Here is a 23,194-nt window from a genome sequence, read left to right as displayed (position 1 = left end):
TACCCGCTTTGCTCCATGACGCCATGGCCCTGATCAATCGTCTCGACTCCCGCGATCCCGGTTTCAAAACCGCCCTGTCCACGCTGCTGGCCTTCGAGGCCACCGAGGACGAATCCATCGACCGCGCCGCCGCCAGCATCCTGGCCGACGTGCGCACCCGCGGCGACGCCGCGCTGGTGGAATACACGCAGCGGTTCGACCGCATGCCGGACGCGGCAGCGCATACGCTGGAGATCCCCAAGGCCGATTGGCATGCGGCCCTGGCCGCGCTGCCGGCTGCCCAGCGCAATGCGCTGGAAGCCGCCGCCGACCGCGTGCGCGCCTACCACGAGCGCCAGCGCGCCGAGACCTGGACCTACACCGAAGCCGACGGCACGCTGCTGGGCCAGCAGGTCACCCCGCTGGACCGCGTGGGCCTGTACGTGCCCGGCGGCAAGGCCGCCTACCCGTCGTCCGTGCTGATGAACGCCATCCCGGCCAAGGTCGCCGGCGTGCAGGAACTGGTCATGGTCACGCCCACGCCTGACGGCGCGCGCAATCCCATCGTGCTGGCCGCGGCCGCCATCAGCGGCGTGGATCGCGTGTTCGCCATCGGCGGCGCGCAGGCCGTGGGCGCGCTGGCGTATGGCACCAACACGGTGCCGGCCGTGGACAAGATCGTCGGCCCGGGCAACGCCTATGTCGCCGCCGCCAAGCGCCGCGTGTTCGGCGTCGTCGGCATCGACATGATCGCCGGCCCCAGTGAAATCCTGGTCATCTGCGACGGCAAGACGCCGGCCGACTGGATCGCCATGGACCTGTTCTCGCAGGCCGAGCACGACGAACTGGCCCAGTCCATTCTGCTCTGTCCCGACGCCGCCTTCATCGAGGAAGTCGAAGCGTCCATCGCCCGCCTCTTGCCCACCATGCCGCGCGCCGACATCCTGCGCGTCAGCCTGGCCAACCGCGGCGCGCTGATCCTTGTGCGCGACCTGGAAGAAGCCTGCCAGATCGCCAACGACATCGCCCCCGAACACCTCGAGATCTCCACCGAGCAACCCGAAGTCTGGACCGCCCGCATCCGTCACGCCGGCGCCATCTTCATGGGCCGTTTCAGTTCGGAAGCCTTGGGCGACTACTGCGCCGGCCCGAACCACGTGCTGCCCACTTCGCGCACGGCGCGTTTCTCGTCGCCGCTGGGCGTGTATGACTTCCAGAAGCGTTCCAGCCTGATCCAGGTCTCGCACGCCGGCGCGCAGACGCTGGGCCGCATCGCCGCCGAACTGGCGCTGGGCGAGGGCCTGCAGGCGCACGCCGCCAGCGCCCAGTACCGGATCGACAAGTCATGAGCGTCGGACCGGCGGACGTCGCCGGCCGCATTAGAAGCACCGTCCGGGCGGACATTCGCGGGTTGGCGGCATACCCCGTCGCCCATGCCGAAGGCTGCATCAAGCTGGACGCCATGGAATGCCCGTACGAGCTGCCCGACGCCGTGCGCGACGACATCGCGCGCGCCGTCCGCGACACGCCGCTCAACCGCTATCCGTCCGCCGACCTGTCGGCGCTTGAGGCCGCCGTCAAGATGGCCTTTGGCGTGCCGGACGCCGCAGACGTGCTGTTCGGCAACGGCTCGGACGAGCTCATCCACCTGATGGTGCAGGCGTGCTGCAACCCGGGCGACGTGGTGCTGTCGCCGTGGCCGTCGTTCGTGTATTTCGACATGGCGGCCCGCTTCGATCACGCGCGCTTCGTGGGCGTGCCGTTGACAGCGGACCTGGCCTTGGATCTGCCGGCCATGCTGGCCGCCATCCGCGAACACCAGCCCAGGCTCGTGTTTCTGGCCACGCCCAACAACCCCACCGGCGGCCTGTGGTCGCCAGAAGACGTCAACGCCATCATCCAGGCCGCGCCCGGGCTGGTGGTGATCGACGAGGCCTACCAGCCGTTCGCCGACTACACGTTCATGCCGCGCGTACTGGATGCGCCCAACGTGGTGGTCATGCGCACCGTGTCCAAGATCGGGCTGGCCGGCCTGCGTTTCGGCTACCTGGCCGGGCATCCCGCGTGGATCGCCGAGCTGAACAAGGTACGTCCGCCGTACAACCTGAACGTGCTGACCCAGGCGACGCTGCTGGCCGTGCTGCGCCACAAGGCCGTGCTGGACGACCAGGCCGCACGGCTGCGCGCGGACCGCGAACCGCTGGCCGCGGCGCTGGCGCAACTGCCCGGCGTCAGGGTATTCCCTTCCGCCGCCAACTTCATACTCGCCCGCTTTTCCGGCAAGCTCGACGGCAACGCCGTGCATCTTGCCCTGAAAGCGCGCAAAATATTGATTCGCAACTTCTCCAATGCCCACCCGCTGCTGGCCGACTGCCTGCGCATTTCGGTGGGCGCCCCGGCCGAGAACGCCGCCTTGCTGGCTGCCCTGCAAGAGATCTTGAGTGCTTAACATGCGTACCGCAGAAATCACCCGAAACACCAACGAAACCCGCATCCGCGTGGCCATCAACCTTGACGGCACCGGCAAGCAGACGATCGACACCGGCGTGCCCTTCCTGGACCACATGCTGGACCAGATCGCGCGCCACGGCCTGATCGACCTGGACATCAAGGCCGAGGGCGACCTGCACATCGACGCGCATCACACGGTGGAAGACGTGGGTATCACGCTGGGCATGGCCATCGCCAAGGCCGCCGGCACCAAGGCGGGTCTGCGCCGCTACGGTCATGCGTACGTGCCGCTGGACGAAGCCCTGTCGCGCGTCGTGATCGACTTTTCCGGCCGTCCCGGCCTGGAATACCACATCCCCTTCACGCGTTCGCACATCGGCAGCTTCGACGTGGACCTCACGCGCGAATTCTTCCAGGGCCTGGTCAATCACGCGCTGATCACCATGCACATCGACAACCTGCGCGGCTTCAACTCGCACCACCAGGCGGAAACCGTGTTCAAGGCCTGTGGCCGCGCGCTGCGCATGGCCCTCGAAGTCGACCCCCGCATGGGCGACGTCGTGCCGTCCACCAAGGGCGTGCTGTAACGCTGTAACGCTGTAACGTACGCATTCCACCTTCGCACCGCACCAGGCAGACAGAAGTGACCACTATCGCCATCGTCGACTATGGAATGGGCAATTTCCATTCCGTCGCACGCGCCCTGAAATACGCCGCGCCTGACGCCGACATCCGCATCTGCAACCAGCCCCACGAAATCGCCGCCGCCGACCGCGTGGTCTTCCCGGGCCAGGGCGCCATGGCGGACTGCATGCGCACCCTGAACGAATCCGGCCTGCGCGACGCCGTCGTGCGCGCCGCCCGCGAGAAGCCCCTCTTGGGCGTCTGCGTCGGCGAACAGATGCTGTTCGAATCCAGCGAAGAGGGCGGCACCGCCTGCCTGGGCCTGTTCCCCGGCGTCGTGCGCCGCTTTTCCGGCCCCGGCTTTGCCGACCTGATCCCCGCCGACGACGAGGCCTGCCTGGCCGACACGGGCGCGGCCGGTCTCGTGGACGCCCGTCCCGAGCGCCTGAAGGTGCCGCACATGGGCTGGAACAAAGTCCGTCACACCCGCTCTCACCCGATCTGGGACGGCATTCCGGACGACTCGCACTTCTATTTCGTCCACAGTTATTACGCCGATCCGGCCGATCCGGGCCTGACGGTTGGTGAAACCGATTATGGCGTCGCCTTTACCTGCGCGGTGGCGGCAGCTAACATTTTCGCGGTGCAGTTCCACCCCGAAAAAAGCGCCGAGCACGGTTTGCGCCTGTATCGCAATTTTGTAGACTGGCAGCCCTAGGCCTCGAGCCGCGTGCGCCAGCCCGTTCAACCCCACTTTCTTACTCGCTGCCAACCATGCTGCTGATCCCCGCCATCGACCTCAAAGACGGGCGCTGTGTTCGCCTGCGCCAGGGTGACCTGGACGATGCAACGGTGTTCTCCGAAGACCCCGCCGCCATGGCCACCCGCTGGCTGGACCAGGGCGCCCGCCGCCTGCATCTGGTCGACCTGAACGGCGCCGTCGCCGGCAAGCCCAAGAACGAAGCCCCCATCAAGGCGATCCTGGACGCCGTCGGCGACGACATTCCCGTCCAGATCGGCGGAGGCATCCGCGACCTCGACACCATCGAACGTTACCTCGACGCGGGCATCTCGTACGTCATCATCGGCACCGCCGCGGTCAAGAACCCGGGCTTCCTGCAGGACGCCTGCGGCGCCTTCCCCGGCCAGATCATCGTCGGCCTGGATGCCCGCGACGGCAAGATCGCCACCGACGGCTGGAGCAAACTCACCCGCCACGACGTGCTGGATCTGGCCAAGAAGTTCGAAGACTACGGCTGCGAAGCCATCATCTACACCGACATCGGCCGCGACGGCATGCTGTCGGGCGTCAACGTCGAAGCCACGGTCCGCCTGGCCCAGCACGTGCGCATTCCCGTGTACGCCTCGGGCGGCATCGCCGGCATCCAGGACATCGAGGCGCTGTGCGCCGTCGAGGAAGAGGGTGTCGAAGGCGCCATCCTGGGCCGCAGCATCTACGAAGGCACGCTCGACTTCCAGGCCGCGCAGGCGCGCGCCGACGAATTGGCAAAATGACCACATCCAGCAGCACCCCCGGGGCCGGCGCGTCCGCACAGAACGCGCTGACCCGCCGCATCATTCCCTGCCTTGACGTCACGGCCGGCCGCGTCGTCAAGGGCGTGAACTTCGTCAACCTGCTCGACGCAGGCGACCCCGTCGAGATCGCCCGCCGCTACAACGAGCAGGGCGCCGACGAACTCACGTTCCTGGACATCACCGCCACCAGCGACGGCCGCGACCTGATCCTGCCCATCATCGAGCAGGTGGCCTCGCAGGTCTTCATTCCGCTGACCGTGGGCGGCGGCGTGCGCCAGGTGTCCGACATCCAGCGCCTGCTCAACGCCGGCGCCGACAAGATCAGCATCAACAGCGCCGCCGTGGCCAACCCTGAACTGGTTCGCGCCGCGTCGGACTACCACGGCTCGCAATGCGTGGTCGTGGCCATCGACGCGCGCCGGGTGTCCGCGCCCGGCGAACCGGCACGCTGGGAAGTCTTCACGCACGGCGGCCGCAAGGCCACCGGCCTGGACGCCGTGGCGTGGGCGCGCCGCATGGCCGCCTATGGCGCCGGCGAAATCCTGCTGACCAGCATGGACCGTGACGGCACCAAGTCCGGCTTTGACCTCGAACTGACCCGCACCGTCTCGGACGCCGTGCCGGTGCCCGTCATCGCCTCGGGCGGCGTGGGCAACCTGCAGCATCTGGCCGACGGCGTCACCACCGGCCGCGCCAGCGCGGTGCTGGCCGCCAGCATTTTCCATTTTGGCCAGCATACCGTCGGCGAGTGCAAGCGCTTCATGGCCGAACAGGGCATCGCCGTACGATTGGACTGATTATGAGCAACGAACCCGCCTGGCTGGCCGACGTCGTCTTCGACGAAAACGGCCTGATTCCCGCCATCGCCCAAGACGCCGACAACGGCCAGATCATGATGGTGGCCTGGATGAACCGCGAATCCCTGGCCGAAACGGCCGCCACCGGCCGCGCCGTGTACTGGTCGCGTTCGCGCCAGCGCCTGTGGCGCAAGGGCGAAGAATCTGGCCACGTCCAGGAAGTCCACGAACTGCGCCTGGATTGCGACGGCGACGTGGTGCTGCTGAAGGTGCACCAGGAAGGCGGCATCGCCTGCCATACCGGCCGCGCCAGCTGTTTCTTCCGCCGCCTGGAAGGCCAGACCGATCACGCGTCCTGGGTCACGGTGGATCCGGTGCTCAAAGATCCGGAACTCATCTACAAATGACCGATCAGACCCTGACCGCGGCCGACATCCTGGCCCGCATCGCAGACACCCTGGAAACCCGCCGTCCGCAAAACGGCGGCGACCCTTCCGCCTCTTACACAGCCAAGCTGCTGGCCAAGGGGCCGGATGCCTTCCTGAAGAAGATCGGGGAAGAAGCCACGGAACTGGTCATGGCCGCCAAGGACGGCGTGCCCGACCGCATCGTCAGCGAAACCGCCGATCTGTGGTTCCATTGCCTGGTGGCGCTGACGCATTTCAACCTGCGGCCCGAAGACGTGCTGGCTGAGCTGGCCCGCCGCGAAGGCCTGTCGGGCCTGGTGGAAAAGGCAAGCCGCGCCAAGGACTGACCACGGAAACCACCCCATGAGCGACAACTGTCTTTTCTGCAAGATCGCCGCCGGCGAGATCCCGTCCAAGAAGGTCTACGAGGACGAGGACTTTGTTGCATTTCACGATATCAATCCGGCCGCACCGGTGCATTTACTGCTGATCCCTCGACGTCATGTCACATCCATGCAGGATATTACGGGCGAGGACGCAGATTGGTTGGGTAGAATGATGTCGTTGGCGCCGCGGCTTGCCGCCGAGAACGGTTGCCGTCCGGGCCCTGATGGCGGATTTCGCATCATGATCAATTCTGGCGTCGAAGGCGGCCAGGAAGTCCCGCATCTGCATTTCCACATCATCGGCGGCTCGCGTCCCTGGAAAGGGCGCGTGGCCCCCACTGCGTAATTCGGAGAATCATCATGGGTAGTTTCAGCATTTGGCATTGGTTGGTCGTCCTGGTCATCGTTGCGCTGATTTTCGGCACCAAGAAGCTGCGCAACATCGGCGGCGATCTGGGCGGCGCGGTCAAGGGCTTCAAGGACGGCATGAAAGAAGCCAACAGCGACAAGCCCGCTGAACCGGTCACGCAGCAACGCGTCGCCGGCGACACCATCGACGTGCAGGCCAAGGAAAAGTCCAACTCCTGAGCGCCAGCCAGTCTCCCTCCGGGCCAGCCCTGAACGGGCCGGCCCTTATTGCTTCAATTCCCGAGCGGCCGTCGAATGTTTGATGTCAGCCTCACTGAACTGATGGTGATCGGCGTCGTCGCCCTGATCGTCATCGGCCCCGAACGCCTGCCCAAGGTTGCCCGCACCGTCGGCCACCTGCTCGGGCGCGCGCAGCGTTACGTCAATGACGTCAAGTCCGATATCCAGCGCGAAATCGAACTCGACGAACTCCGCAAATTCAAGACCGAAATGGAAGACGCGGCCCAGGGCGTGCAGCAATCGCTGAACGAAACCGGGGCCTCGCTGCAGGAACCCGTGCAGCAGTTCCGCGCCGAACTCGACGAAGTCGCCCGCGAAGCCAGCGGCAAGGCGACGCCGGCGGTTGCGCAGGCGCCGGTGACCGCCCAGGTGGCTGACGCTGCACAAGCGCCTGCCGCAGGGATGCCTGCCACAGGTTCGCCTGCCGCAGGATCGCCCACTGCCGACGCGTCCGTCGCTGGCGCATCCGCTGAGCCTGCGCGCACGATCGCACCGCCCAGCCAGAACCACAATCTGGACCTGGACCTGCCTGCCGCCGAGCCCGCACCGCGTCCGGCCGCCGCCCCTCAACCACCCGCCCCGGCGCCCAGCGCGCCAGCGGCCGACGTCGCCGCGCCCGCCGCCAAGCCCGTCTCGCCCTCCGGAACTCCGTCGTGACCCAGGACGCAACCCAAGAAGAAGGCCAGCAAGAGACCTTCATCTCCCACCTGGTCGAGCTGCGCACGCGCCTCTTGCGCGCCGTCGGCGCCGTGGTGGCCGTGTTTATCGTGCTCTTCATCTATCCCGGCGCGTCGGCCATCTATGACGTGCTGGCCGCCCCGATGCTGGCCTCGCTGCCCGAAGGCACCCGCATGATCGCCACCGGCGTCATCACGCCATTCATGGTGCCGGTCAAGGTCACGATGATGGCCGCGTTCATCCTGGCGCTGCCCGTGGTGCTGTACCAGGCGTGGGCCTTCGTCGCGCCCGGGCTGTACCGGCACGAAAAGCGCCTGGCGCTGCCCCTCATCGTGTCCAGCACCTTTCTCTTCATCGCGGGCATGGCGTTCTGCTATTTCGTGGTGTTCCGCACGGTGTTCCACTTCATCGCCACGTTCGCGCCGCAGTCCATCACCCCGGCGCCGGACATCGAGGCCTACCTCAGCTTCGTCATGACGATGTTCCTGGCGTTCGGCATCACGTTCGAAGTGCCCGTGGCCGTGGTGCTGCTGGTGAAGATGGGCGTGGTCGAATTGTCCAAGCTGAAGGCGGCGCGCGGCTACGTCGTGGTGGGCGCGTTCATCATCGCCGCCGTCGTCACCCCGCCCGACGTGGTCAGCCAGTTCATGCTGGCAGTGCCGCTGTGCCTGCTCTATGAAGTCGGGCTGATCTGCGCCCGGATGGTCACACCGAAAGAAGGTGCGTCGACAGATGACGCCGCCGACTCCCTGACCGAACGCCACTGAAATCGCGCATTCGGCAGGGTAGAAGGAAACCAGAACGGTCCGCACAAAAGCGGACCGTTTTACCTTGTCGGCCCATGACTGCAGTCCTACATTGCAGTCATGTCGCTCTCACAAAGACTGCGCACCCTCATGCGGTGGCGCGGCATCCATAGCCAGAACCAGCTTTCGCGCCTGTCGGGCGTGCCGCAGTCCTGCATCCACCGCATCCTCACTCGCGAAGACCACTATTCGCCAGCACGCAACACGGTGGTGCGGCTGGCGCAGGCCCTGGGCACCAGCGCGTCGTGGCTGACGGATGGCGTGGTGCCCGCCACTTCCCCGGGGTCGGGGCTGCAGGACGCCGCCGCCAACGGCATCGACGGCTATTGCGCCGAAATCTGCGCGCGGCTGGCGCCGCAACCCGACAGCACCAAGCGCCTGATCCTGGCCCTGGTGCGTGAACTCTCCGACAAACCAGACACCGGCGCCACCCCCGCCCCCCGTCCAGCGGCGCGCAAATGCGCCTAGCGCGGCTTGCCCGGCCGCGTCCCCACCACCACCGCCAGTTCCGCAGGTTTGCCGCTGCGCAAGATGCCCAGCGTGGCCCGCTGGCCCGGCGGCACCTGCGCAATCTCCGACAGCAGGCCGTTTGTGTCCGCCACCCGCTTGCCATTGACCGACTGGACGATATCTCCCACGCGCAGGCCGCCGCGCGCGGCCGGGCCGTCGCGCATCACACCGGCAATGATCACGCCCGCCGCATCGCGCGGCAGCTCGAAGGCCCGCGCCAGTTCCGGCGTCATGTCCTGCGGCTCCACGCCCAGCCAGCCGCGCTTGACCGCCCCGGTCTTGACGATGTCGTCCATGACCTTGCGCGCAATCTCGATCGGCGTCGCAAAGCCGATGCCCATCGACCCGCCCGACTCCGAATAGATTGCGGTGTTGATGCCCACCAGGTTGCCGTAGGCATCGACCAGCGCGCCGCCCGAATTGCCCGGATTGATCGCCGCGTCGGTCTGGATGAAGTTCTCGTACGTGTTCAGCCCCAGGCCATTGCGGCCCAGCGCCGACACGATGCCCTGCGTGGTGGTCTGACCCACACCGAACGGATTGCCGATCGCCAGCACCACGTCGCCTACGCGCAAGCCTTTGTCGGACGCCAGCGTTGCGGCAGGCAAGTCGCGCAACTTGGATAGCTTGAGCACCGCCAGGTCCGTGTCCGGGTCCGCGCCCACCACTTTGGCGGTATCGCGCCGTCCGTCGCGCAGCGCCACCTCGATGGCGTCGGCGGCCTGCACCACGTGGTAATTGGTCAGCACGTAGCCGTCCGCATTCACGATCACGCCCGAACCCAGACTGGTCGACGCCTCGCGCCGGCTCACGCCGGGCACCTGCCCGAAAAGCTGGCGCAGCACCGGATCATCGGGCAGAGGAATCAACGGCACGTTCACGTGCTTGGTGGTGAACACATTCACCACCGACGGCGCCGCCTTCGCCACGCCGTCCGCGTACGACACAGCACCCACATCCCCCGCGGGCGCGCCGCCCGCAGCGGCAGTGGCTGGTGGGACCGTGCCGGGCCCGTTCACCCGCAGCAGGTCGGGCCGCAACGTCGTCACCACGAATAGAATAGCCAGGCAGACCGTGACGGCCTGAGCAAAGATCAGCCAATATCGGCGCATGTTTCTGATAGGACTAGCAATGAATAAAGTGGACTCCCGCGTCCTGGCCAACTGGCTGGACGACACCCTGCAGGCAGCCCGTTTCAAGGACTACTGTCCCAACGGGATGCAGGTGGAAGGCCGATCCGAGGTCGGACACATTATCACCGGTGTCACGGCCAGCGAAGCATTGCTGCGCGAGGCGGTCGACCGCGGCGCCGATGCGGTGCTGGTGCACCACGGCTGGATGTGGCGCAACGAAGACCGCCGCGTCATCGGCACCCGGCGCACGCGCATGGCGTTGACCCTCAAGAGCGACTTGAACCTGTTCGCCTACCATCTGCCGCTGGATGCACACCCCACGCTGGGCAACAACGCGCAGCTGGCACGCGTGCTGGGTCTGACGCCGGCGCTACGCGACGACGGCGCCCCGCGGACCTGCGGGCAGGACGGGCTGATCTGGCTGGGCGAGGCCAGCGGCCTGCAGACGCTGGGCCAACTGGGCGACCAGGTGGCCCAACGCCTTGGCCGCCAGCCGCTCGTCGTGGGCGACCCGGACCAGCCGTTGGGGACAGTCGCGTGGTGCACCGGTGGCGCCCAAGGCATGATGGGCGACGCCGTTGACGCGGGCGCCAGCGTCTACATCACTGGCGAGGTCTCGGAGTCCACGGTACATCTGGCGCGGGAAACCGGCGTGGGCTTCATCGCCGCCGGGCACCACGCCACCGAACGCTATGGCGTTCAGGCACTGGGGCAGGCCGTGGCCGAGCGCTTCGGCATCAAGGTCGAATTCGTCGACATCGACAACCCGGCCTGAATCCTTGACGCCGGCGCGCCGGACCGCCGGACCGCCGGCCGTCTACCCGGCAGAAAACAAAAGCGCCCCGATGGGGCGCTTTGCTGTTTACGGCCGCTTCAGCAGGTCGCGAATCTCGCGCAGCAGGGCCACGTCTTCCGGCGTCTTGGCGGGCGCCGGCGCTTCCTCCTGCTTGTTGCGGGCCTTGTAGATGGCCTTGACCATCCAGAAGATCACGAACGCCAGCAAGACGAAGTTGATGATGATGGTGACGAAGTTGCCCCACGCAAACACGTTGGCGCCGGCCTTGGTGAGATCCGCGTAGGTCATCGGCCCCGCATAGCCTTCAGGCATCGACAAGACCAGGAACTTGTTCGAGAAATCGACCGATCCGCCAAGGATGAAATTGACGAGCGGCATGATGATGTCCCGGACCAGCGAGTCGACAATCCTGCCAAACGCCGCACCGATGATCACACCAACGGCCAAGTCGACCGCGTTGCCCTTGACCGCGAAATCTCGAAACTCTTTGACGAAACCAGTCGATTTGCTCATAAATCCGCTCCATTCGTGATACGCCTGGGGTAGGCTGGCCTATAATACGCGGTTGCTATGTTGTTACATATTCCCGCGAACCCGATGCCGCAGAAGTGATGCTACTCGTTGAGCGGGCGCATCAACAAGGATAGGAAGATGAGTCAGGATACGCTGGTGCATGACGATGACGGTGCGGTTGATCCCAACCTGCCACCTGATCCTTCGCGACGTTTCTGGGTTACCACCGCCTGTGCTGTGGGCGGCGTAGCAGGTGTCGCAACGGCAGTGCCGCTTGTGAGCACGTTTTCCCCCTCCGAAAAAGCCCGCGCGGCCGGAGCGCCCGTTGAAGTGGATATCGGCGACATTCCCGTCGGCGCCATGAAAACGGTCGAATGGCGCGGCAAACCGGTCTGGATCATCCACCGCTCGCCCGAGCAGCTGGCCGGACTGAAAGCGCTGGATCCCCAGCTCGCCGACCCGCAATCCAAGCGGCCCGGCTTCACGCCTCCGTATGCCGAAAACGAAGCCCGCTCGCGCAAGCCCGAGATCTTCGTCTGCGTCGGCATCTGCACCCACCTGGGCTGCTCGCCCACCGCGCATTTCGAAACGGGTGGCGGCGGCGGTCTGGGCGCGGATTGGCAAGGCGGATTCCTCTGTCCGTGCCACGGCTCCACGTTCGACCTGGCTGGCCGGGTCTTCAAGAACAAGCCTGCTCCCGATAATCTCGAAGTTCCGCCGTACCAGTACCTCACCGACACCCGCATCATCGTGGGCGTCGATGAAGACAACAAGGCCTGACGCTCGCGTCGCGCTTTTTTCCCGATCTACGTAAGTAAGAACAATACGCCACGTATAGAAGGAGCCGTTACATGGCTGGCGAGAAAACCGTCGAGACGACAGGCCTGTTGGGCTGGCTGGACCGGCGCTTTCCGGTGACCTCCACCTGGAAAGCCCATCTGTCCGAGTACTACGCACCCAAGAATTTCAACTTCTGGTATTTCTTTGGCTCGCTGGCGCTACTGGTGCTGGTGCTGCAGATCGTGACCGGCATTTTCCTGGTCATGCATTACAAGCCGGACGCCGAGCGCGCGTTCCAATCCGTCGAATACATCATGCGCGAGGTCCCGTGGGGCTGGCTGGTGCGCTACATGCACTCGACCGGCGCGTCGATGTTCTTCGTCGTCGTCTACCTGCACATGCTGCGCGGCCTGCTTTACGGTTCCTACCGCAAGCCCCGCGAACTGGTGTGGATCTTCGGCGTCGCGATCTTCCTCTGTCTGATGGCCGAAGCCTTCTTCGGCTACCTGCTGCCCTGGGGCCAGATGTCGTACTGGGGCGCTCAGGTGATCGTGAACCTGTTCGCAGCCATTCCGTTCATTGGTCCTGAACTGTCCATCTGGATCCGCGGCGACTACGTCGTGTCCGATGCCACGCTGAACCGCTTCTTCGCCTTCCACGTCATCGCCATTCCGCTGGTGCTGATCGGTCTGGTCGCGGCTCACCTGGTGGCGCTGCACGAAGTCGGCTCGAACAACCCGGACGGCATCGAAATCAAGCAGGGCCCGAAAGACAAGTACGGCCGCCCGAAAGACGGCATCCCGTTCCATCCGTTCTACTCGGTGCATGACCTGGTGGGCGTGGCGGGCTTCCTGCTGGTGTTCGCGGCCATCGTGTTCTTCGCCCCGGAAATGGGCGGGTACTTCCTCGAGTTCAACAACTTCATTCCTGCTGACTCGCTGAAGACGCCTCCGCACATCGCCCCGGTCTGGTACTTCACGCCGTTCTACTCGATGCTGCGCGCCACCACGGATGAATTCACGTGGGTGCTGGCGGGCGCGTCGGTGCTGGGCGCCATCGTGCTGTTCGCCAAGAGCAACCTGAAGGGCTTCATGCGCATCGCCGTCCCCGGCATCCTGATCGTCGTCGCCGTGCTGCTGCGCGTCATCGACGCCAAGTTCTGGGGCGTGGTGGCCATGGGCGGCACGGTCGTCATCCTGTTCTTCCTGCCCTGGCTCGATCATTCGCCGGTCAAGTCGATCCGCTACCGCCCCACGTGGCACAAGTGGATCTACGGCATCTTCATGGTCAACTTCCTGGTGCTCGGCTACATCGGTACGCAGCCGCCCAGTCCGCCGTTGAACCTGACGTCGCAGATCGGCACGCTGCTGTACCTGGCCTTCTTCTTCCTGATGCCGGTATGGAGCCGCCTGGGCACGTTCAAGCAAGTGCCCGACCGCGTCACGTTCCACGCCCACTGAGCCAACGAGAATAACGGACTAACCATGATCAAGAAGCTGATTGGTGCCGTGGCCTTGATGCTCACGTGTACCGCAACCTTTGCCGCCGGAGGCGGATTCCCGCTGGACAAGGCGCCTTACCGCGTCAACGACATGGCGTCGCTGCAAAACGGCGCCAAGCTGTTCGTCAACTACTGCCTGAACTGTCATAGCGCGTCTTCGATGCGCTACAACAAGCTCCGGGATATCGGTCTGACCGACGAACAGATCAAGGAAAGCCTGCTGTTCTCCGGCGAAAAAATCGGCGACATGATGCACGTCGCCATGACGCCGAAGGACGCCAAGGCGTGGTTTGGCACGACGCCCCCGGACTTGTCCGTGATCGCCCGCGCCAAATCCGTGAACGCCGGCCCCTCGGGATCCGACTACCTGTACACCTACCTGCGCACGTTCTACCGCGACACGTCGCGCGCCACGGGCTGGAATAACCTGGTCTTCCCGTCGGTCGGCATGCCGCACGCGCTCTGGCAGGAACAGGGTCCGCGCGAGCTCACCACCGTCGCCGTTCACGAAGTCGAAGGCAAGGAAGGCGCCCCCAAAACGTGGGAACGCGTCACAACGGTGTACGATGCACAGGGTTTTGCCACGGTGAAGGCCGAGCCGTTAGCCAATCACCATGGCCATGCCACCTTCGATGCCAAATTCAAGGCCGCCAACCCGGCCCAAACCGCAACATACGACAACGACGTCGCTGATCTGACCGCATTCATGTCCTGGATGGCCGAGCCCGTCCAGACACTGCGCGTCCGCATCGGCGTCGGCGTCATGTTGTTCCTGCTCCTGTTCTTCTTTGTTACGTGGCGCCTGAATGCCTCGTACTGGAAACACGTGCGCTAACCGTAACGCCCCGCCAGGTTCCCCAGCCACCCCGTCTATCGGGGACGGAAGAGGCGGATAGGGCTGTAAGCCTATCCTGCCTGGCAATTGGGGCCAGCGCCTGCTAGATTTAGGCGCTGGCCTTTCGTTTTTCAATAAAGGACTTACCGCCATGATGGTGCTCTATTCCGGAACCACGTGTCCGTTTTCGCAACGCTGCCGCTTCGTGTTGTTCGAAAAGGGTATGGATTTCGAGATCCGCGACATCGACCTGTACAACAAGCCCGAAGACATCTCGGTGATGAACCCGTACGGTCAAGTGCCCATTCTGGTCGAACGTGACCTGGTGCTGTACGAGTCGAACATCATCAACGAGTACATCGACGAGCGCTTCCCGCACCCGCAGCTCATGCCCGCCGACCCGGTCATGCGCGCCCGCACGCGTCTGTTCCTGTACAACTTCGAGAAGGAACTGTTCGTTCACGTCTCGACGCTGGAAGACCGCAGCGCCAAGCCCGACGAAAAGAAGCTCGCCAACGCTCGCCAGAACATCCGCGACCGCCTGGCCCAGCTGGCCCCGATGCTGCTCAAGAACAAGTACATGCTGGGCGAGGAATTCTCCATGCTCGACGTGGCCGTTGCTCCGCTGCTCTGGCGCCTGGACCACTACGGCATCGAACTGCCCAAGAATGCGGCTCCGCTGCAAAAGTACGCCGAACGCATCTTCTCGCGCCCGGCCTACATCGAAGCGCTGACGCCTTCGGAAAAAGTGATGCGTCGTTAAGGCTGGCTGTGTAATGGGTGAAACTTCGACCAAACCGTATCTGATCCGCGCGCTGCACGAATGGTGCACCGATAACGGCTACACGCCGTACATCACCGTGCAGGTCGACGAGCACACCATGGTGCCCGTCGCCCACGTGCGCGACGGCCAGATCACGCTGAACGTGGGCACGCTGGCCACCAACCGCCTGGTGCTGGGCAACGAATTTATCGAATTCCAGGCCCGCTTCAGCGGCGTGACCGAAAACGTCTACGTCCCCGTGGGCGCCGTCAGCGCCATCTATGCGCGCGAAACCGGCGCCGGCATGGGCTTCGAGGTACAGCCCTACGAGCCGCCCGAGGCAGGCGCCCAAGGCGCCACGCCGAACCCCGCCGCCCCCGAGGGCTCGGACGCCAATCCCGCCTCCGGCGACGATGACGGCGACGACGACGAACCCAAGCGCCCGCGCCTGACCATCGTCAAATAACGACCCCACAAGAGGGGCTGCATTTTTTTCATTACAATGCAGTCCCTGCGCGTGCCCCGGCACGCATCGCCGGTGTAGCTCAGTTGGTAGAGCAGCTCACTTGTAATGAGAAGGTCGAGGGTTCGATTCCTTTCACCGGCACCAAAAATCTCCACCAGATTCATCTGGCGCAGTACACGAAACCCGCATCCAAACTGGCGATGCGGGTTTTTCTTGCCTGTGAGAATCGACCGTCAGATTGCGCCGGGAGACGGCACATTTGACCGCGTGCGGCGGACACTGCGGCCTGTGACTTTCATGCCACGGCAACCGCGCAATCGTTGAAGCCCGATTGACGCGGCTCCGGGACATCTGCGCCGGACTCCATGATCGTGGTCGGATCGGCCGCACAAATAATAGAAATCCTATTTACCGACCTTGAGCATGGCGTCTACAAGTGGGTCGCGGAAACACCCGTCCAGGGGCAATGCAATTCACCTCTCGTCAGAACCAACAACGCGTCGGCATGAAAGTTTTCCCTCTTGTTTTTCTTGCACTCGCCTTGCTCGTGGTCCAGCTGACTAGCTGTGACGGTCGGCGGGCCAAGCAGGACAACGTGGGCACGTCCATGACCGGAATCGATCATTTGCCGGATCACGTGAGCGTGCAGAACTTTTGGGTCAATGGCGCCAGCGGACATCAAGCAGGCACCGGTGGCCGCATCGTCTGCTGCACGACCTTGCCGCGGAAATGGCATCCCGATCTAACGGTGGTGGTGAGCTGGAATGTCACTAACTGGCGAGATTGTGGCGGACAAAGCTACGAACGACGCGTGGCAGTGGACCCCTACGAAAAGGTGGGGCATATGTTTGTTCACTTCCTGGCAGATGGAAGCGTTCGTGTCGTTTCAGCAAACGTAGGTCCTGGTTACCCTGGCAACGGCTACCCCGGACCGAATGACTTGATTCCTAACAAGGACCCCTGGGATGTCTACGGCAGCTATCGCGAACGCTGTTCGTGGGCAGGCGGCCCGGTCATGATGGAAAGAGCGCAGTGAATAAACTCCTTCGAGCCCATCCCGTCGGCCCTACGCCGAGTATCCAGCCGTCGTTTCCACAATGCCTTCCCGCCACGGAGAACTGCGAGGTGGACCTACAGATCGGCGTATTCTTTGACGGGACGGGCAACAACCAATACTGGGACGATGCGAACGAATGCGCGCCAGGCCTTGTTCCCGGGACAACCCAACTCATGGCGCGCAAAGACTCCAATGTGGCTCGGCTTTTTCGGGCCTATCCCGAAAAATTTACGGAGGGGAAACGTGCTGTCTACGTCCCTGGAGTTGGTACCCCCTTCGCGGAGATTGGAGAAGCCAACTATGCCGCTTTTGGACCGTCGAGCGGCCAGGGCGGTGATGGACGCATCAACTTTGGCTTGCTGAGCGTGCTGGATTTTATTCATCGTGCGATCAGCGGCAATAGATTTCGCTACGCAGACGAAGTCATCATGGCGCTATGCCGCAACGGCAAGCGCGTTTATTTCGAGCGCACAGACACCTATTCCCCTCTGGAGGGAGGCGTTCAGGATGTGCAGGCGCTGGATGCGGTGGGCATGCGTACCGAGGGGGGCTTGCTGTGCTTTGGAGACGGTGCTCGCCCGCACGCAGAGGCGTTTTACCGGCGTGAGGTCCAGGCGTTGGCAGACAGGATCGCCAGGACAGTCAAGCCCAAGCTGATCAGTATTTCGCTGGACGTCTTCGGATTTTCCCGAGGTGCTGCCCAGGCCCGCGTGTTCTGCAATTGGTTGCGCGCGCTGATGGACGGGGATCGCTTGTGCGGCGTACAGACGGAGATTCGGTTTGTCGGCCTGTTCGACACGGTGGCCTCAATCGGCATTCCGGCCAGCGCCGGTGGCGATGGGCATTTCGCTTGGGCCACGCCCGACGCACTAGCAGTGCCGGCCAACGTGCAATGCGTGCATTATGTGGCCATGCACGAGAATCGCACCCCGTTTCCGCTGGACAGCATACGCAGCCCCGATGGCAGCCTTGCACGCAGGCACAAGGAATACGCGGTGCCTGGTGTGCATTCCGATGTGGGAGGCGGCTATCTGCCCGGAAGTCAGGGGCGCGGTCCCAGCGGACGATACGACGACATGCTGTCGCAGATTCCGTTGAACTCATGTACGACGCCGCACGCATGGCGCAAGTTCCGCTGAACAAGAAGTTGGCGGAAGACATCGGCTATGACCCCTTCGCCATTCACCCGGATGTACGCAACGCCTACGACGCCTTCATGCAAGCGGTTCCAGCGGAAGCGACCGCCAGCCATTGGCTGATTTCCTACCTCGCGTGGCGTTATCAGGTGCGAAACGTCTTTTCAACCAAACTAACCTGGGTGGCCCGCGCGAAGAAAGCCTTCCCCCACGACTTTCAGGACTTGGAAGGCGCCAACCAGACGCTACTGAAGGACATCTCCGCCCTGGACGGGATGACCGAAGAGGAGAGTGAGTACCTCAAACGTGCGGCCATGGTGAGCCCGTTGGCGTATGGCGGCGATGCCGTGACGAAAACTTCGCGCCGATTGGTGCTGGCCGACGAAGCCGGGGACGTACTGGAGCGCATCAAGGCACATCCGACGTTGGCGACTCCCGAGAATCCGGAGCACTTGACGCCGCAAGCCTATTTGTTTGCCAACTACTTGCATGATTCCTACGCGGGCTTCCGTCCGCTCGATCAACCGCTTAGCCGCCTTGGCGGTGCAGATCCCGTGCCCGGCAAGTGGGAACTCCAAGGCTATCTGCGCTACCGTCGCATCTATCGAGGCACAGGCAAACCCGTGACCCAGGCGCCACCCACCGAACAACAGCGCCAGGAAGCGGAGCACCGCGAGTACGAAGCGACGAGGCGCGCGCTGCAGAACAGCATCGATATGAAGAAGCTGTTCAGTCTGCCACGGTGATCAATGCCGGGAACCGGGCAGATCGGCATTCTTTTACTACGCGCCCGCATAGGTAATGAGAAGGCGGCGCGCGCCCGCTGCGCCTCTGCCCCCGGCCCTCGTCATCCCAGCGCCGGCAACAAATTAAACAGCAGCACCATCACCAACCCCACCACCGACACGATCGACTGCACGACCGAGATCGTCTTCGTGGCTTCGCCCATCGTCATGCCGAACGATTCCTTCACCATCCAGAAACCGGCGTGATTCGCATAGTTGAAGAACAGCGAGCCGCAGCCAATCGACAGCGCTAGCAGCGGCAGGTTCAGGTTGGGGTCCGCGCCGGCAAGCGGCGCCAGCAGCCCAGCGGCGCCCACGATGCCGACGGTGGCCGAGCCAGTCGACACCGACAGCAGCATGGCGATCAGCCAGCCCAGGATCAGCGGCGGGAATGCAAATTGGTGCGTCAGGTGCACGATGGCGTCGCCCACCTTGGCGTTCGTCAGGACCTGTTGGAAGGCGCCGCCGCCGGCGATGATCAGCATGATGCCGGCAATGGGCTTCAAGCTTTGGCCCAGCGCGCCGCGCAGCTTTTCCGGGTCGCCGCCGCGCATGAAGACCAGTGTCACGGCCGCGAACAGCACGCCCAGCAGCATGGCGACGACGGGGTTGCCCAGAAAGCCAGCCACGTGCGTCACGCTGGAGTCCTTGGGCAGCAGCATTTCGGCCACGGCATGGACCAGCATCAGCAAGGCCGGCAGCAGTGCCGCCAGCACGCCCAGGCCGACGCTGGGCGCATTCTGGCCCGCGGGGCTGTCGGTGGAGGCGGTGAACTGTTCAAGCAGCGCCTCGTCCGGCCGCGTCGTCATACGCGGGGCGATGAACGCGCCATACAGCGGTCCGCCGAAGATCATGGCCGGCAGGGCCGCGATGAAGCCGTAGATCATGGTCGGGCCGACCGTGGTCTTGAGCGTGGCGATGGCCGTCAGCGGGCCGGGATGCGGCGGCACCATGCCGTGCATGGCGGCCAGGGCCGAAATCACCGGCACGCCGACGTAGACATAGGCCGAACCTTTGAAGCGCGCCTGGCTTTCCAGCTTGCGCGCCACGCTGAAGATCAGCGGCAGCATCACCACCAGACCCACTTCAAAGAACATGGGGATGCCGATCACGAAGGCCACCAGCGTCATGGCCCAGGGAATCAGGCGCGGGGAGGTGTGGCGCAGGATTGCATTGGCCAGGCGCTCGGTCGTGCCGGAGTCCGCGAGGATCTTGCCCAGCATCGCGCCCAGCGCGATCACCACGCCCACGGCGCCCAGCGTCTTGCCGGCGCCGTCGGTCAGGCTTTTGACGATGGCGCCCGGGGCCATGCCCGTTGCAAAGCCGACGCCGATCGACACGATCAAGAGCGCCAGCAGCGGATGCATGCGTATCCGCGAGACGATCAGTGCGACCAGGACCAGAACACTCACCAGCGCGGTGAGCAGCAATTGAATGTCGAACGAAGACATATGAGAACCCAGAAACATCGAGAGAGGTCGCGAGCCCTCTGCGCGCCATCATACGGGATCGGGTTGACGGCAAGCTTGAAAAAAAGGGCCGGTTTCGGCTGCCGAAACGCGCTTTTTCGGCCCCGCTTTGCATTCTTCCGTTTTTTTGTGCATAATTCGCCCCCTCTACCTGTTCCCCGATAGCTCAGTCGGTAGAGCGACGGACTGTTAATCCGCAGGTCGCTGGTTCGAGCCCAGCTCGGGGAGCCAAGAATTTGCAGTACCGCAGTACCCTTAAAAAAGCCCGCAACTTGTTTGCGGGCTTTTTGCATTGGGGCGCGGCGGCTTGCGCGGGATGGCGCACGAGTTGCCAACCCGCGCGCATCGCGTAGCATCACCCGGATCTGCCGCACCTTCCATCCCCGCACAACAATGCGTTCCTCGCGATCCCTGCCGCCTCTGGTCTCCCTGCGCGCCTTCGAGGCCGCCGCGCGGCGCTTGAGCTTTTCGCAGGCCGGAGAAGAGCTCTTCGTCACGCAGAGCGCGATCAGCCATCACATCCAGCGGCTGGAAAAGGAACTGGGCGTGGCGCTCTTTGAGCGGCGCACCCGCGCCGTTGCGCTGACCGACGCGGGCCAGGCCTATTACGCCCAAGTGCACGCGGCATTCGAGCTGCTGCGCCAGGGCACCGACGAACTGCGCGCACCAGAGCCCGCGCGCCATACGCTGCGGATCGGCTTGCTGGCGTCGTTCGCCACGCGCTGGCTGGCGACGCGCCTGCCCGCCTTTGCCGCCGCGCATCCCCACATCGATCTGCAGTTGCAGCCCGACATCGCGCTGGCGGATGTGGCGGGCGGCGAGGTCGACGCCGCGATCCGCTATGGTCGCGGTGGCTGGCCCGGCGTGCGCAGCACGTTGTTGATGACGGAACGCCTGTCGGTCGTGTGCGCGCCCGCGCTGGTGGCGGGCAGGAAGCGGCCGAAAACGCCTGCAGACCTGCTGCGCCACCCGCTGCTGGTCTCGCACGCGCGGCAGCAGTTCGAATGGGACGCCTGGGCCCGCCGGTACGGGCTGGATCTGGGCGCCGCGCGCACGGTGCGCCTGCACGACTACAACATCGTCGTCGAGGCCGCGCTTGCAGGGCAGGGCCTGGCGATGGGCCGGGAACGGCTGATCGGCGCGCACCTGGCGAGCGGCGCGCTGGTCGAGGCGCTGCCCGGTGCGGTGCTGGAAGATCCGCGCATCGGCTGGTGGTTCGTCACGCCGCGCGGCGCATTCAGCGAACCCGTCCAGGCGTTGCACGACTGGCTGGCGCAGACCGCGGCCCAATCCACGGGTGTCTGACACGTATTAGTTTTACTCATACGTACCTGGCAAGAATTGATTGGTCATGCCGCGCCGCGGCCGATAGCATCGGGGAAGCGTCAAGACGCGCTTTCCCTTTCTTCATAGGTGATCCGATATGACCCAAAGCATTTCCGCCCGCGTTGCCGAACTTGGCCTGGTCCTGGAAGCGGCCGCCGCGCCGGCCGCCAACTACGTGCCCTTCGTCCAGGAAGGCAACCTGCTCTATATCTCTGGCCAGATCTCGCGCAAGGACGGCAAGGCGGCCTATCTGGGCCAATTGGGCCATCAGGTGTCGGACGCCGACGGCGTCGAGGCGGCGCGGGCCAGCGCATTGGGCATCCTGTCGCAGATTGCCGCCGCCACGGGCGACCGCCTGGATCGCGTGGCGCGCGTCGTCAAGCTGGGCGTGTTCGTTGCCAGCGCGCCGGACTTCAATCGTCAGAGCGCCATCGCCAATGGCGCTTCGGACCTGATGGTCGAGGTGTTCGGCGACGCGGGCCGCCATGCCCGCAGCGCCGTCGGCGTCGCCGCCTTGCCGCAAGGCGTGTCGGTGGAAGTCGAGGCCGTGATCGCGCTGACCCCGGCCTGATGCCGGCCGACTGAAAGCCACAACAGGAATCGCCATGACCGCCCCCCTGACCCCGAGCGCCGTCCAGGCGCTGCGCGCCCTCGCGCCCGGCGCGCAAAGCACGGTGCACTTCAATCACGCCGGCGCGTCGCTGCCGTCAGAAGCCACGCTGCTGGCCATTCATGCGCATCTGAAGCGCGAAGCGGCGCAGGGGCCGATGGAAGCGGGCGTGGCGGCGCGCGACCTCATCGAAGCGGCCCGCACGCTGGCCGCGCAGCTCTTCAATGCGCAGATCGAGGAGATCGCGCTGACAGGCGGCAACTCGCCGGGTTGGGGCGCCGCGTTTGCGGCGCTGCCGGCGTGGCGGCCCGGTGATCGCATTCTGGTCGGCCGCCACGAATGGGGCGGCAACCTGGCCGCCATGCGCCTGATTGCGCAGCGCGCGGGCGCGACGCTGGAAACGATCCCGTCGGACGACAGCGGCTGCGTGGATGCAGAGGCGCTGGAAGCCATGCTGGACGACCGGGTGCGGCTGATCGCGCTGACCTGGTTGCCCGCCAACGGCGGCCTCATCAACCCCGCCGCCGCCATCGGACGCGTGGCGCGCAAGCATGGCATTCCGTACTTTGTGGACGGCGCGCAGGCGGTGGGTCAGTTTTCCATCGACGTGCGCGAGGTCGGCTGCGACGTGCTGAGCGGCGCCGGCCGCAAGGCCTTGCGCGGACCGCGCGGCACGGGCTTGCTGTACGTGCGGCGCGACTTCCTGGATCGGCTCACGCCCGCCTTCGTGGACACGCATTCCGCGCCGCTGGGCGCTGACGGCGAGCCCACGTTGCGCGCCGACGCCGCGCGTCTGGAATCCGCGGAGAACTCGCTGGCGCTGCGCTGCGGCCTTGCCAATGCCCTGCGCGAAGCACTGGATGTGGGCCTGGACACGATCCGCGCGACCATCGACGCCAACGCCCAGGCACTGCGCGCCGAACTGGCGGCCATTCCCGGCGTGTCGGTGCTGGACCAGGGCCGCGACAAATCCGGGCTGGTCGCCTTCAACCTCGCCGGACACGACGCGGCCGACGTGCAACGCGCGCTGGCCGCGCAGGGCATCACCATCGGCAGCAACGGCGTGCCCTACACCCCGCTGGACATGCAGGCCCGCGGCCTGGACCGGGTCGCACGCGCATCGGTGAGCTATCTGACGAGCGGCAACGAGGTCGACCGGCTGCTGGAAGCCTTGCGCAAGCTGGCCTCATAACGGGTACTGG

Annotated in this window: 28 protein-coding genes and 2 tRNA genes; 27 read left to right on the top strand and 3 right to left on the bottom strand. The window is 64.9% G+C overall.

Annotated features, from left to right (window positions below):
* Positions 1 to 23 precede the first annotated feature (23 nt).
* From hisD to B3098_RS13355, 13 genes are all read left to right on the top strand, one after another.
* Positions 24 to 1,328, top strand: a complete 1,305-nt coding sequence (gene hisD, locus B3098_RS13415; protein ID WP_286896921.1) for a histidinol dehydrogenase — start codon at positions 24 to 26, stop codon at positions 1,326 to 1,328.
* Positions 1,325 to 2,428, top strand: a complete 1,104-nt coding sequence (gene hisC, locus B3098_RS13410; RefSeq protein WP_279971234.1) for a histidinol-phosphate transaminase — start codon at positions 1,325 to 1,327, stop codon at positions 2,426 to 2,428. Before hisD ends, hisC begins: the two co-directional genes overlap by 4 nt.
* 1 nt (position 2,429) lies before the next feature.
* The gene (gene hisB, locus B3098_RS13405) at positions 2,430 to 3,017 is read left to right on the top strand and encodes an imidazoleglycerol-phosphate dehydratase HisB (RefSeq protein WP_105236925.1); all 588 of its coding nucleotides are present in this window, start codon (positions 2,430 to 2,432) and stop codon (positions 3,015 to 3,017) included.
* Positions 3,018 to 3,073: 56 nt separating this feature from the next.
* Positions 3,074 to 3,772: an imidazole glycerol phosphate synthase subunit HisH gene (hisH, locus tag B3098_RS13400; RefSeq protein ID WP_279971238.1), complete on the top strand. Its 699-nt coding sequence runs from the start codon at positions 3,074 to 3,076 to the stop codon at positions 3,770 to 3,772.
* A gap of 56 nt (positions 3,773 to 3,828) precedes the next feature.
* The gene (gene hisA / locus B3098_RS13395; RefSeq protein WP_006224535.1) at positions 3,829 to 4,569 is read left to right on the top strand and encodes a 1-(5-phosphoribosyl)-5-[(5-phosphoribosylamino)methylideneamino]imidazole-4-carboxamide isomerase; all 741 of its coding nucleotides are present in this window, start codon (positions 3,829 to 3,831) and stop codon (positions 4,567 to 4,569) included.
* On the top strand, positions 4,566 to 5,387 hold the full coding sequence (gene hisF, locus B3098_RS13390; protein WP_191576275.1) for an imidazole glycerol phosphate synthase subunit HisF: 822 nt from the start codon (positions 4,566 to 4,568) through the stop codon (positions 5,385 to 5,387). The genes hisA and hisF overlap by 4 nt, the downstream gene beginning before the upstream one ends.
* Before the next feature lie 2 nt (positions 5,388 to 5,389).
* Entirely contained in the window at positions 5,390 to 5,794 is a 405-nt protein-coding gene (hisI, locus tag B3098_RS13385; protein ID WP_239215070.1) for a phosphoribosyl-AMP cyclohydrolase, read from the top strand.
* On the top strand, positions 5,791 to 6,141 hold the full coding sequence (locus B3098_RS13380) for a phosphoribosyl-ATP diphosphatase (RefSeq protein ID WP_286896910.1): 351 nt from the start codon (positions 5,791 to 5,793) through the stop codon (positions 6,139 to 6,141). The genes hisI and B3098_RS13380 overlap by 4 nt, the downstream gene beginning before the upstream one ends.
* A gap of 16 nt (positions 6,142 to 6,157) precedes the next feature.
* Positions 6,158 to 6,526 carry a histidine triad nucleotide-binding protein gene (locus B3098_RS13375; RefSeq protein ID WP_286896907.1) on the top strand — a complete coding sequence of 123 codons (369 nt, stop codon included), beginning with the start codon at positions 6,158 to 6,160 and terminating at the stop codon, positions 6,524 to 6,526.
* 14 nt (positions 6,527 to 6,540) lie between these two features.
* A complete protein-coding gene (gene tatA / locus B3098_RS13370) occupies positions 6,541 to 6,768 on the top strand; it encodes a Sec-independent protein translocase subunit TatA (protein WP_056320404.1) in 228 nt (75 codons plus the stop codon).
* A 75-nt stretch (positions 6,769 to 6,843) separates the two neighbouring features.
* Positions 6,844 to 7,485: a Sec-independent protein translocase protein TatB gene (tatB, locus tag B3098_RS13365; RefSeq protein WP_279971248.1), complete on the top strand. Its 642-nt coding sequence runs from the start codon at positions 6,844 to 6,846 to the stop codon at positions 7,483 to 7,485.
* The gene (gene tatC, locus B3098_RS13360; protein ID WP_175123917.1) at positions 7,482 to 8,273 is read left to right on the top strand and encodes a twin-arginine translocase subunit TatC; all 792 of its coding nucleotides are present in this window, start codon (positions 7,482 to 7,484) and stop codon (positions 8,271 to 8,273) included. Before tatB ends, tatC begins: the two co-directional genes overlap by 4 nt.
* Positions 8,274 to 8,372: 99 nt before the next feature.
* Entirely contained in the window at positions 8,373 to 8,780 is a 408-nt protein-coding gene (locus B3098_RS13355) for a helix-turn-helix domain-containing protein (protein WP_286896899.1), read from the top strand.
* On the opposite strand, the gene B3098_RS13350 is transcribed toward B3098_RS13355, so the two are convergent.
* Complete coding sequence (locus B3098_RS13350; protein WP_286896896.1) at positions 8,777 to 9,934, bottom strand: trypsin-like peptidase domain-containing protein; 1,158 nt, start codon at positions 9,932 to 9,934, stop codon at positions 8,777 to 8,779. The two genes, B3098_RS13355 and B3098_RS13350, sit on opposite strands and share 4 nt — an antisense overlap.
* Before the next feature lie 19 nt (positions 9,935 to 9,953).
* On the opposite strand from B3098_RS13350, the gene B3098_RS13345 reads away from it, so the two are divergent.
* Positions 9,954 to 10,730, top strand: coding sequence for a Nif3-like dinuclear metal center hexameric protein (locus tag B3098_RS13345; RefSeq protein ID WP_286896894.1), 777 nt, complete (start codon positions 9,954 to 9,956; stop codon positions 10,728 to 10,730).
* 87 nt (positions 10,731 to 10,817) lie between these two features.
* On the opposite strand, the gene mscL is transcribed toward B3098_RS13345, so the two are convergent.
* Positions 10,818 to 11,264 carry a large conductance mechanosensitive channel protein MscL gene (gene mscL, locus B3098_RS13340; protein ID WP_105236917.1) on the bottom strand — a complete coding sequence of 149 codons (447 nt, stop codon included), beginning with the start codon at positions 11,262 to 11,264 and terminating at the stop codon, positions 10,818 to 10,820.
* Positions 11,265 to 11,402: 138 nt separating this feature from the next.
* Here mscL and petA point away from each other — a divergent pair, with 138 nt between their 5' ends.
* The 9 genes from petA (at position 11,403) to B3098_RS13295 (ending at position 18,548) form a co-directional block, all read left to right on the top strand.
* Positions 11,403 to 12,044, top strand: a complete 642-nt coding sequence (gene petA, locus B3098_RS13335) for a ubiquinol-cytochrome c reductase iron-sulfur subunit (protein ID WP_063954111.1) — start codon at positions 11,403 to 11,405, stop codon at positions 12,042 to 12,044.
* A gap of 71 nt (positions 12,045 to 12,115) precedes the next feature.
* Positions 12,116 to 13,504, top strand: coding sequence for a cytochrome b (locus B3098_RS13330; protein WP_105236915.1), 1,389 nt, complete (start codon positions 12,116 to 12,118; stop codon positions 13,502 to 13,504).
* 24 nt (positions 13,505 to 13,528) lie between these two features.
* Positions 13,529 to 14,380 (top strand): cytochrome c1, encoded by an 852-nt coding sequence (locus B3098_RS13325; RefSeq protein WP_175123920.1) that lies wholly within the window; start codon positions 13,529 to 13,531, stop codon positions 14,378 to 14,380.
* A 151-nt stretch (positions 14,381 to 14,531) separates the two neighbouring features.
* Complete coding sequence (locus tag B3098_RS13320; protein ID WP_006388039.1) at positions 14,532 to 15,143, top strand: glutathione S-transferase N-terminal domain-containing protein; 612 nt, start codon at positions 14,532 to 14,534, stop codon at positions 15,141 to 15,143.
* A 13-nt stretch (positions 15,144 to 15,156) separates the two neighbouring features.
* Positions 15,157 to 15,609 carry a ClpXP protease specificity-enhancing factor gene (locus B3098_RS13315; RefSeq protein ID WP_175123921.1) on the top strand — a complete coding sequence of 151 codons (453 nt, stop codon included), beginning with the start codon at positions 15,157 to 15,159 and terminating at the stop codon, positions 15,607 to 15,609.
* 68 nt (positions 15,610 to 15,677) lie between these two features.
* Positions 15,678 to 15,753, top strand: a tRNA-Thr gene (locus B3098_RS13310).
* Between the two features lie 322 nt (positions 15,754 to 16,075).
* A complete protein-coding gene (locus B3098_RS13305) occupies positions 16,076 to 16,645 on the top strand; it encodes a DUF3304 domain-containing protein (RefSeq protein ID WP_286896858.1) in 570 nt (189 codons plus the stop codon).
* 89 nt (positions 16,646 to 16,734) lie between these two features.
* Positions 16,735 to 17,805: a T6SS phospholipase effector Tle1-like catalytic domain-containing protein gene (locus B3098_RS13300; protein WP_286896857.1), complete on the top strand. Its 1,071-nt coding sequence runs from the start codon at positions 16,735 to 16,737 to the stop codon at positions 17,803 to 17,805.
* The gene (locus B3098_RS13295) at positions 17,769 to 18,548 is read left to right on the top strand and encodes a hypothetical protein (protein WP_286896855.1); all 780 of its coding nucleotides are present in this window, start codon (positions 17,769 to 17,771) and stop codon (positions 18,546 to 18,548) included. The genes B3098_RS13300 and B3098_RS13295 overlap by 37 nt, the downstream gene beginning before the upstream one ends.
* A 101-nt stretch (positions 18,549 to 18,649) precedes the next feature.
* On the opposite strand, the gene B3098_RS13290 is transcribed toward B3098_RS13295, so the two are convergent.
* On the bottom strand, positions 18,650 to 20,038 hold the full coding sequence (locus B3098_RS13290; protein WP_191576268.1) for a GntP family permease: 1,389 nt from the start codon (positions 20,036 to 20,038) through the stop codon (positions 18,650 to 18,652).
* Between the two features lie 173 nt (positions 20,039 to 20,211).
* Here B3098_RS13290 and B3098_RS13285 point away from each other — a divergent pair.
* From B3098_RS13285 to B3098_RS13270, 4 genes are all read left to right on the top strand, one after another.
* Positions 20,212 to 20,287 (top strand) — tRNA-Asn (locus tag B3098_RS13285).
* Positions 20,288 to 20,449: 162 nt separating this feature from the next.
* Complete coding sequence (gene gcvA, locus B3098_RS13280) at positions 20,450 to 21,361, top strand: transcriptional regulator GcvA (RefSeq protein ID WP_279971261.1); 912 nt, start codon at positions 20,450 to 20,452, stop codon at positions 21,359 to 21,361.
* Positions 21,362 to 21,479: 118 nt separating this feature from the next.
* Positions 21,480 to 21,953, top strand: coding sequence for a RidA family protein (locus B3098_RS13275; protein WP_175137053.1), 474 nt, complete (start codon positions 21,480 to 21,482; stop codon positions 21,951 to 21,953).
* Between the two features lie 34 nt (positions 21,954 to 21,987).
* Positions 21,988 to 23,184, top strand: coding sequence for an aminotransferase class V-fold PLP-dependent enzyme (locus tag B3098_RS13270; RefSeq protein WP_286896851.1), 1,197 nt, complete (start codon positions 21,988 to 21,990; stop codon positions 23,182 to 23,184).
* Positions 23,185 to 23,194: the final 10 nt, after the last annotated feature.

Origin of the sequence: Achromobacter sp. UBA2119, assembly GCF_002331005.1 — a bacterium.
GTDB lineage: Bacteria > Pseudomonadota > Gammaproteobacteria > Burkholderiales > Burkholderiaceae_B > Achromobacter > Achromobacter animicus.
The sequence above is the reverse complement of the archived record's forward strand: the minus strand, read 5'-3'. Positions and strand labels throughout refer to the sequence as shown.

Excerpts from the sequence above, each read along its gene's own strand:
- hisD (WP_286896921.1), top strand. The coding sequence starts at position 24 with ATGGCCCTGATCAATCGTCTCGACTCCCGCGATCCCGGTTTCAAAACC.
- tatB (WP_279971248.1), top strand. The coding sequence starts at position 6,844 with ATGTTTGATGTCAGCCTCACTGAACTGATGGTGATCGGCGTCGTCGCC.
- gcvA (WP_279971261.1), top strand. The coding sequence starts at position 20,450 with ATGCGTTCCTCGCGATCCCTGCCGCCTCTGGTCTCCCTGCGCGCCTTC.
- B3098_RS13270 (WP_286896851.1), top strand. The coding sequence starts at position 21,988 with ATGACCGCCCCCCTGACCCCGAGCGCCGTCCAGGCGCTGCGCGCCCTC.
- B3098_RS13320 (WP_006388039.1), top strand. The coding sequence starts at position 14,532 with ATGATGGTGCTCTATTCCGGAACCACGTGTCCGTTTTCGCAACGCTGC.
- tatA (WP_056320404.1), top strand. The coding sequence starts at position 6,541 with ATGGGTAGTTTCAGCATTTGGCATTGGTTGGTCGTCCTGGTCATCGTT.
- B3098_RS13275 (WP_175137053.1), top strand. The coding sequence starts at position 21,480 with ATGACCCAAAGCATTTCCGCCCGCGTTGCCGAACTTGGCCTGGTCCTG.
- B3098_RS13375 (WP_286896907.1), top strand. The coding sequence starts at position 6,158 with ATGAGCGACAACTGTCTTTTCTGCAAGATCGCCGCCGGCGAGATCCCG.
- B3098_RS13345 (WP_286896894.1), top strand. The coding sequence starts at position 9,954 with ATGAATAAAGTGGACTCCCGCGTCCTGGCCAACTGGCTGGACGACACC.
- B3098_RS13330 (WP_105236915.1), top strand. The coding sequence starts at position 12,116 with ATGGCTGGCGAGAAAACCGTCGAGACGACAGGCCTGTTGGGCTGGCTG.
- B3098_RS13305 (WP_286896858.1), top strand. The coding sequence starts at position 16,076 with ATGCAATTCACCTCTCGTCAGAACCAACAACGCGTCGGCATGAAAGTT.
- B3098_RS13355 (WP_286896899.1), top strand. The coding sequence starts at position 8,373 with ATGTCGCTCTCACAAAGACTGCGCACCCTCATGCGGTGGCGCGGCATC.
- B3098_RS13315 (WP_175123921.1), top strand. The coding sequence starts at position 15,157 with ATGGGTGAAACTTCGACCAAACCGTATCTGATCCGCGCGCTGCACGAA.
- petA (WP_063954111.1), top strand. The coding sequence starts at position 11,403 with ATGAGTCAGGATACGCTGGTGCATGACGATGACGGTGCGGTTGATCCC.
- hisI (WP_239215070.1), top strand. The coding sequence starts at position 5,390 with ATGAGCAACGAACCCGCCTGGCTGGCCGACGTCGTCTTCGACGAAAAC.
- B3098_RS13380 (WP_286896910.1), top strand. The coding sequence starts at position 5,791 with ATGACCGATCAGACCCTGACCGCGGCCGACATCCTGGCCCGCATCGCA.
- hisA (WP_006224535.1), top strand. The coding sequence starts at position 3,829 with ATGCTGCTGATCCCCGCCATCGACCTCAAAGACGGGCGCTGTGTTCGC.
- B3098_RS13295 (WP_286896855.1), top strand. The coding sequence starts at position 17,769 with ATGTACGACGCCGCACGCATGGCGCAAGTTCCGCTGAACAAGAAGTTG.
- B3098_RS13325 (WP_175123920.1), top strand. The coding sequence starts at position 13,529 with ATGATCAAGAAGCTGATTGGTGCCGTGGCCTTGATGCTCACGTGTACC.
- hisF (WP_191576275.1), top strand. The coding sequence starts at position 4,566 with ATGACCACATCCAGCAGCACCCCCGGGGCCGGCGCGTCCGCACAGAAC.
- B3098_RS13290 (WP_191576268.1), bottom strand. The coding sequence starts at position 20,038 with ATGTCTTCGTTCGACATTCAATTGCTGCTCACCGCGCTGGTGAGTGTT.
- B3098_RS13350 (WP_286896896.1), bottom strand. The coding sequence starts at position 9,934 with ATGCGCCGATATTGGCTGATCTTTGCTCAGGCCGTCACGGTCTGCCTG.
- hisB (WP_105236925.1), top strand. The coding sequence starts at position 2,430 with ATGCGTACCGCAGAAATCACCCGAAACACCAACGAAACCCGCATCCGC.
- hisC (WP_279971234.1), top strand. The coding sequence starts at position 1,325 with ATGAGCGTCGGACCGGCGGACGTCGCCGGCCGCATTAGAAGCACCGTC.
- mscL (WP_105236917.1), bottom strand. The coding sequence starts at position 11,264 with ATGAGCAAATCGACTGGTTTCGTCAAAGAGTTTCGAGATTTCGCGGTC.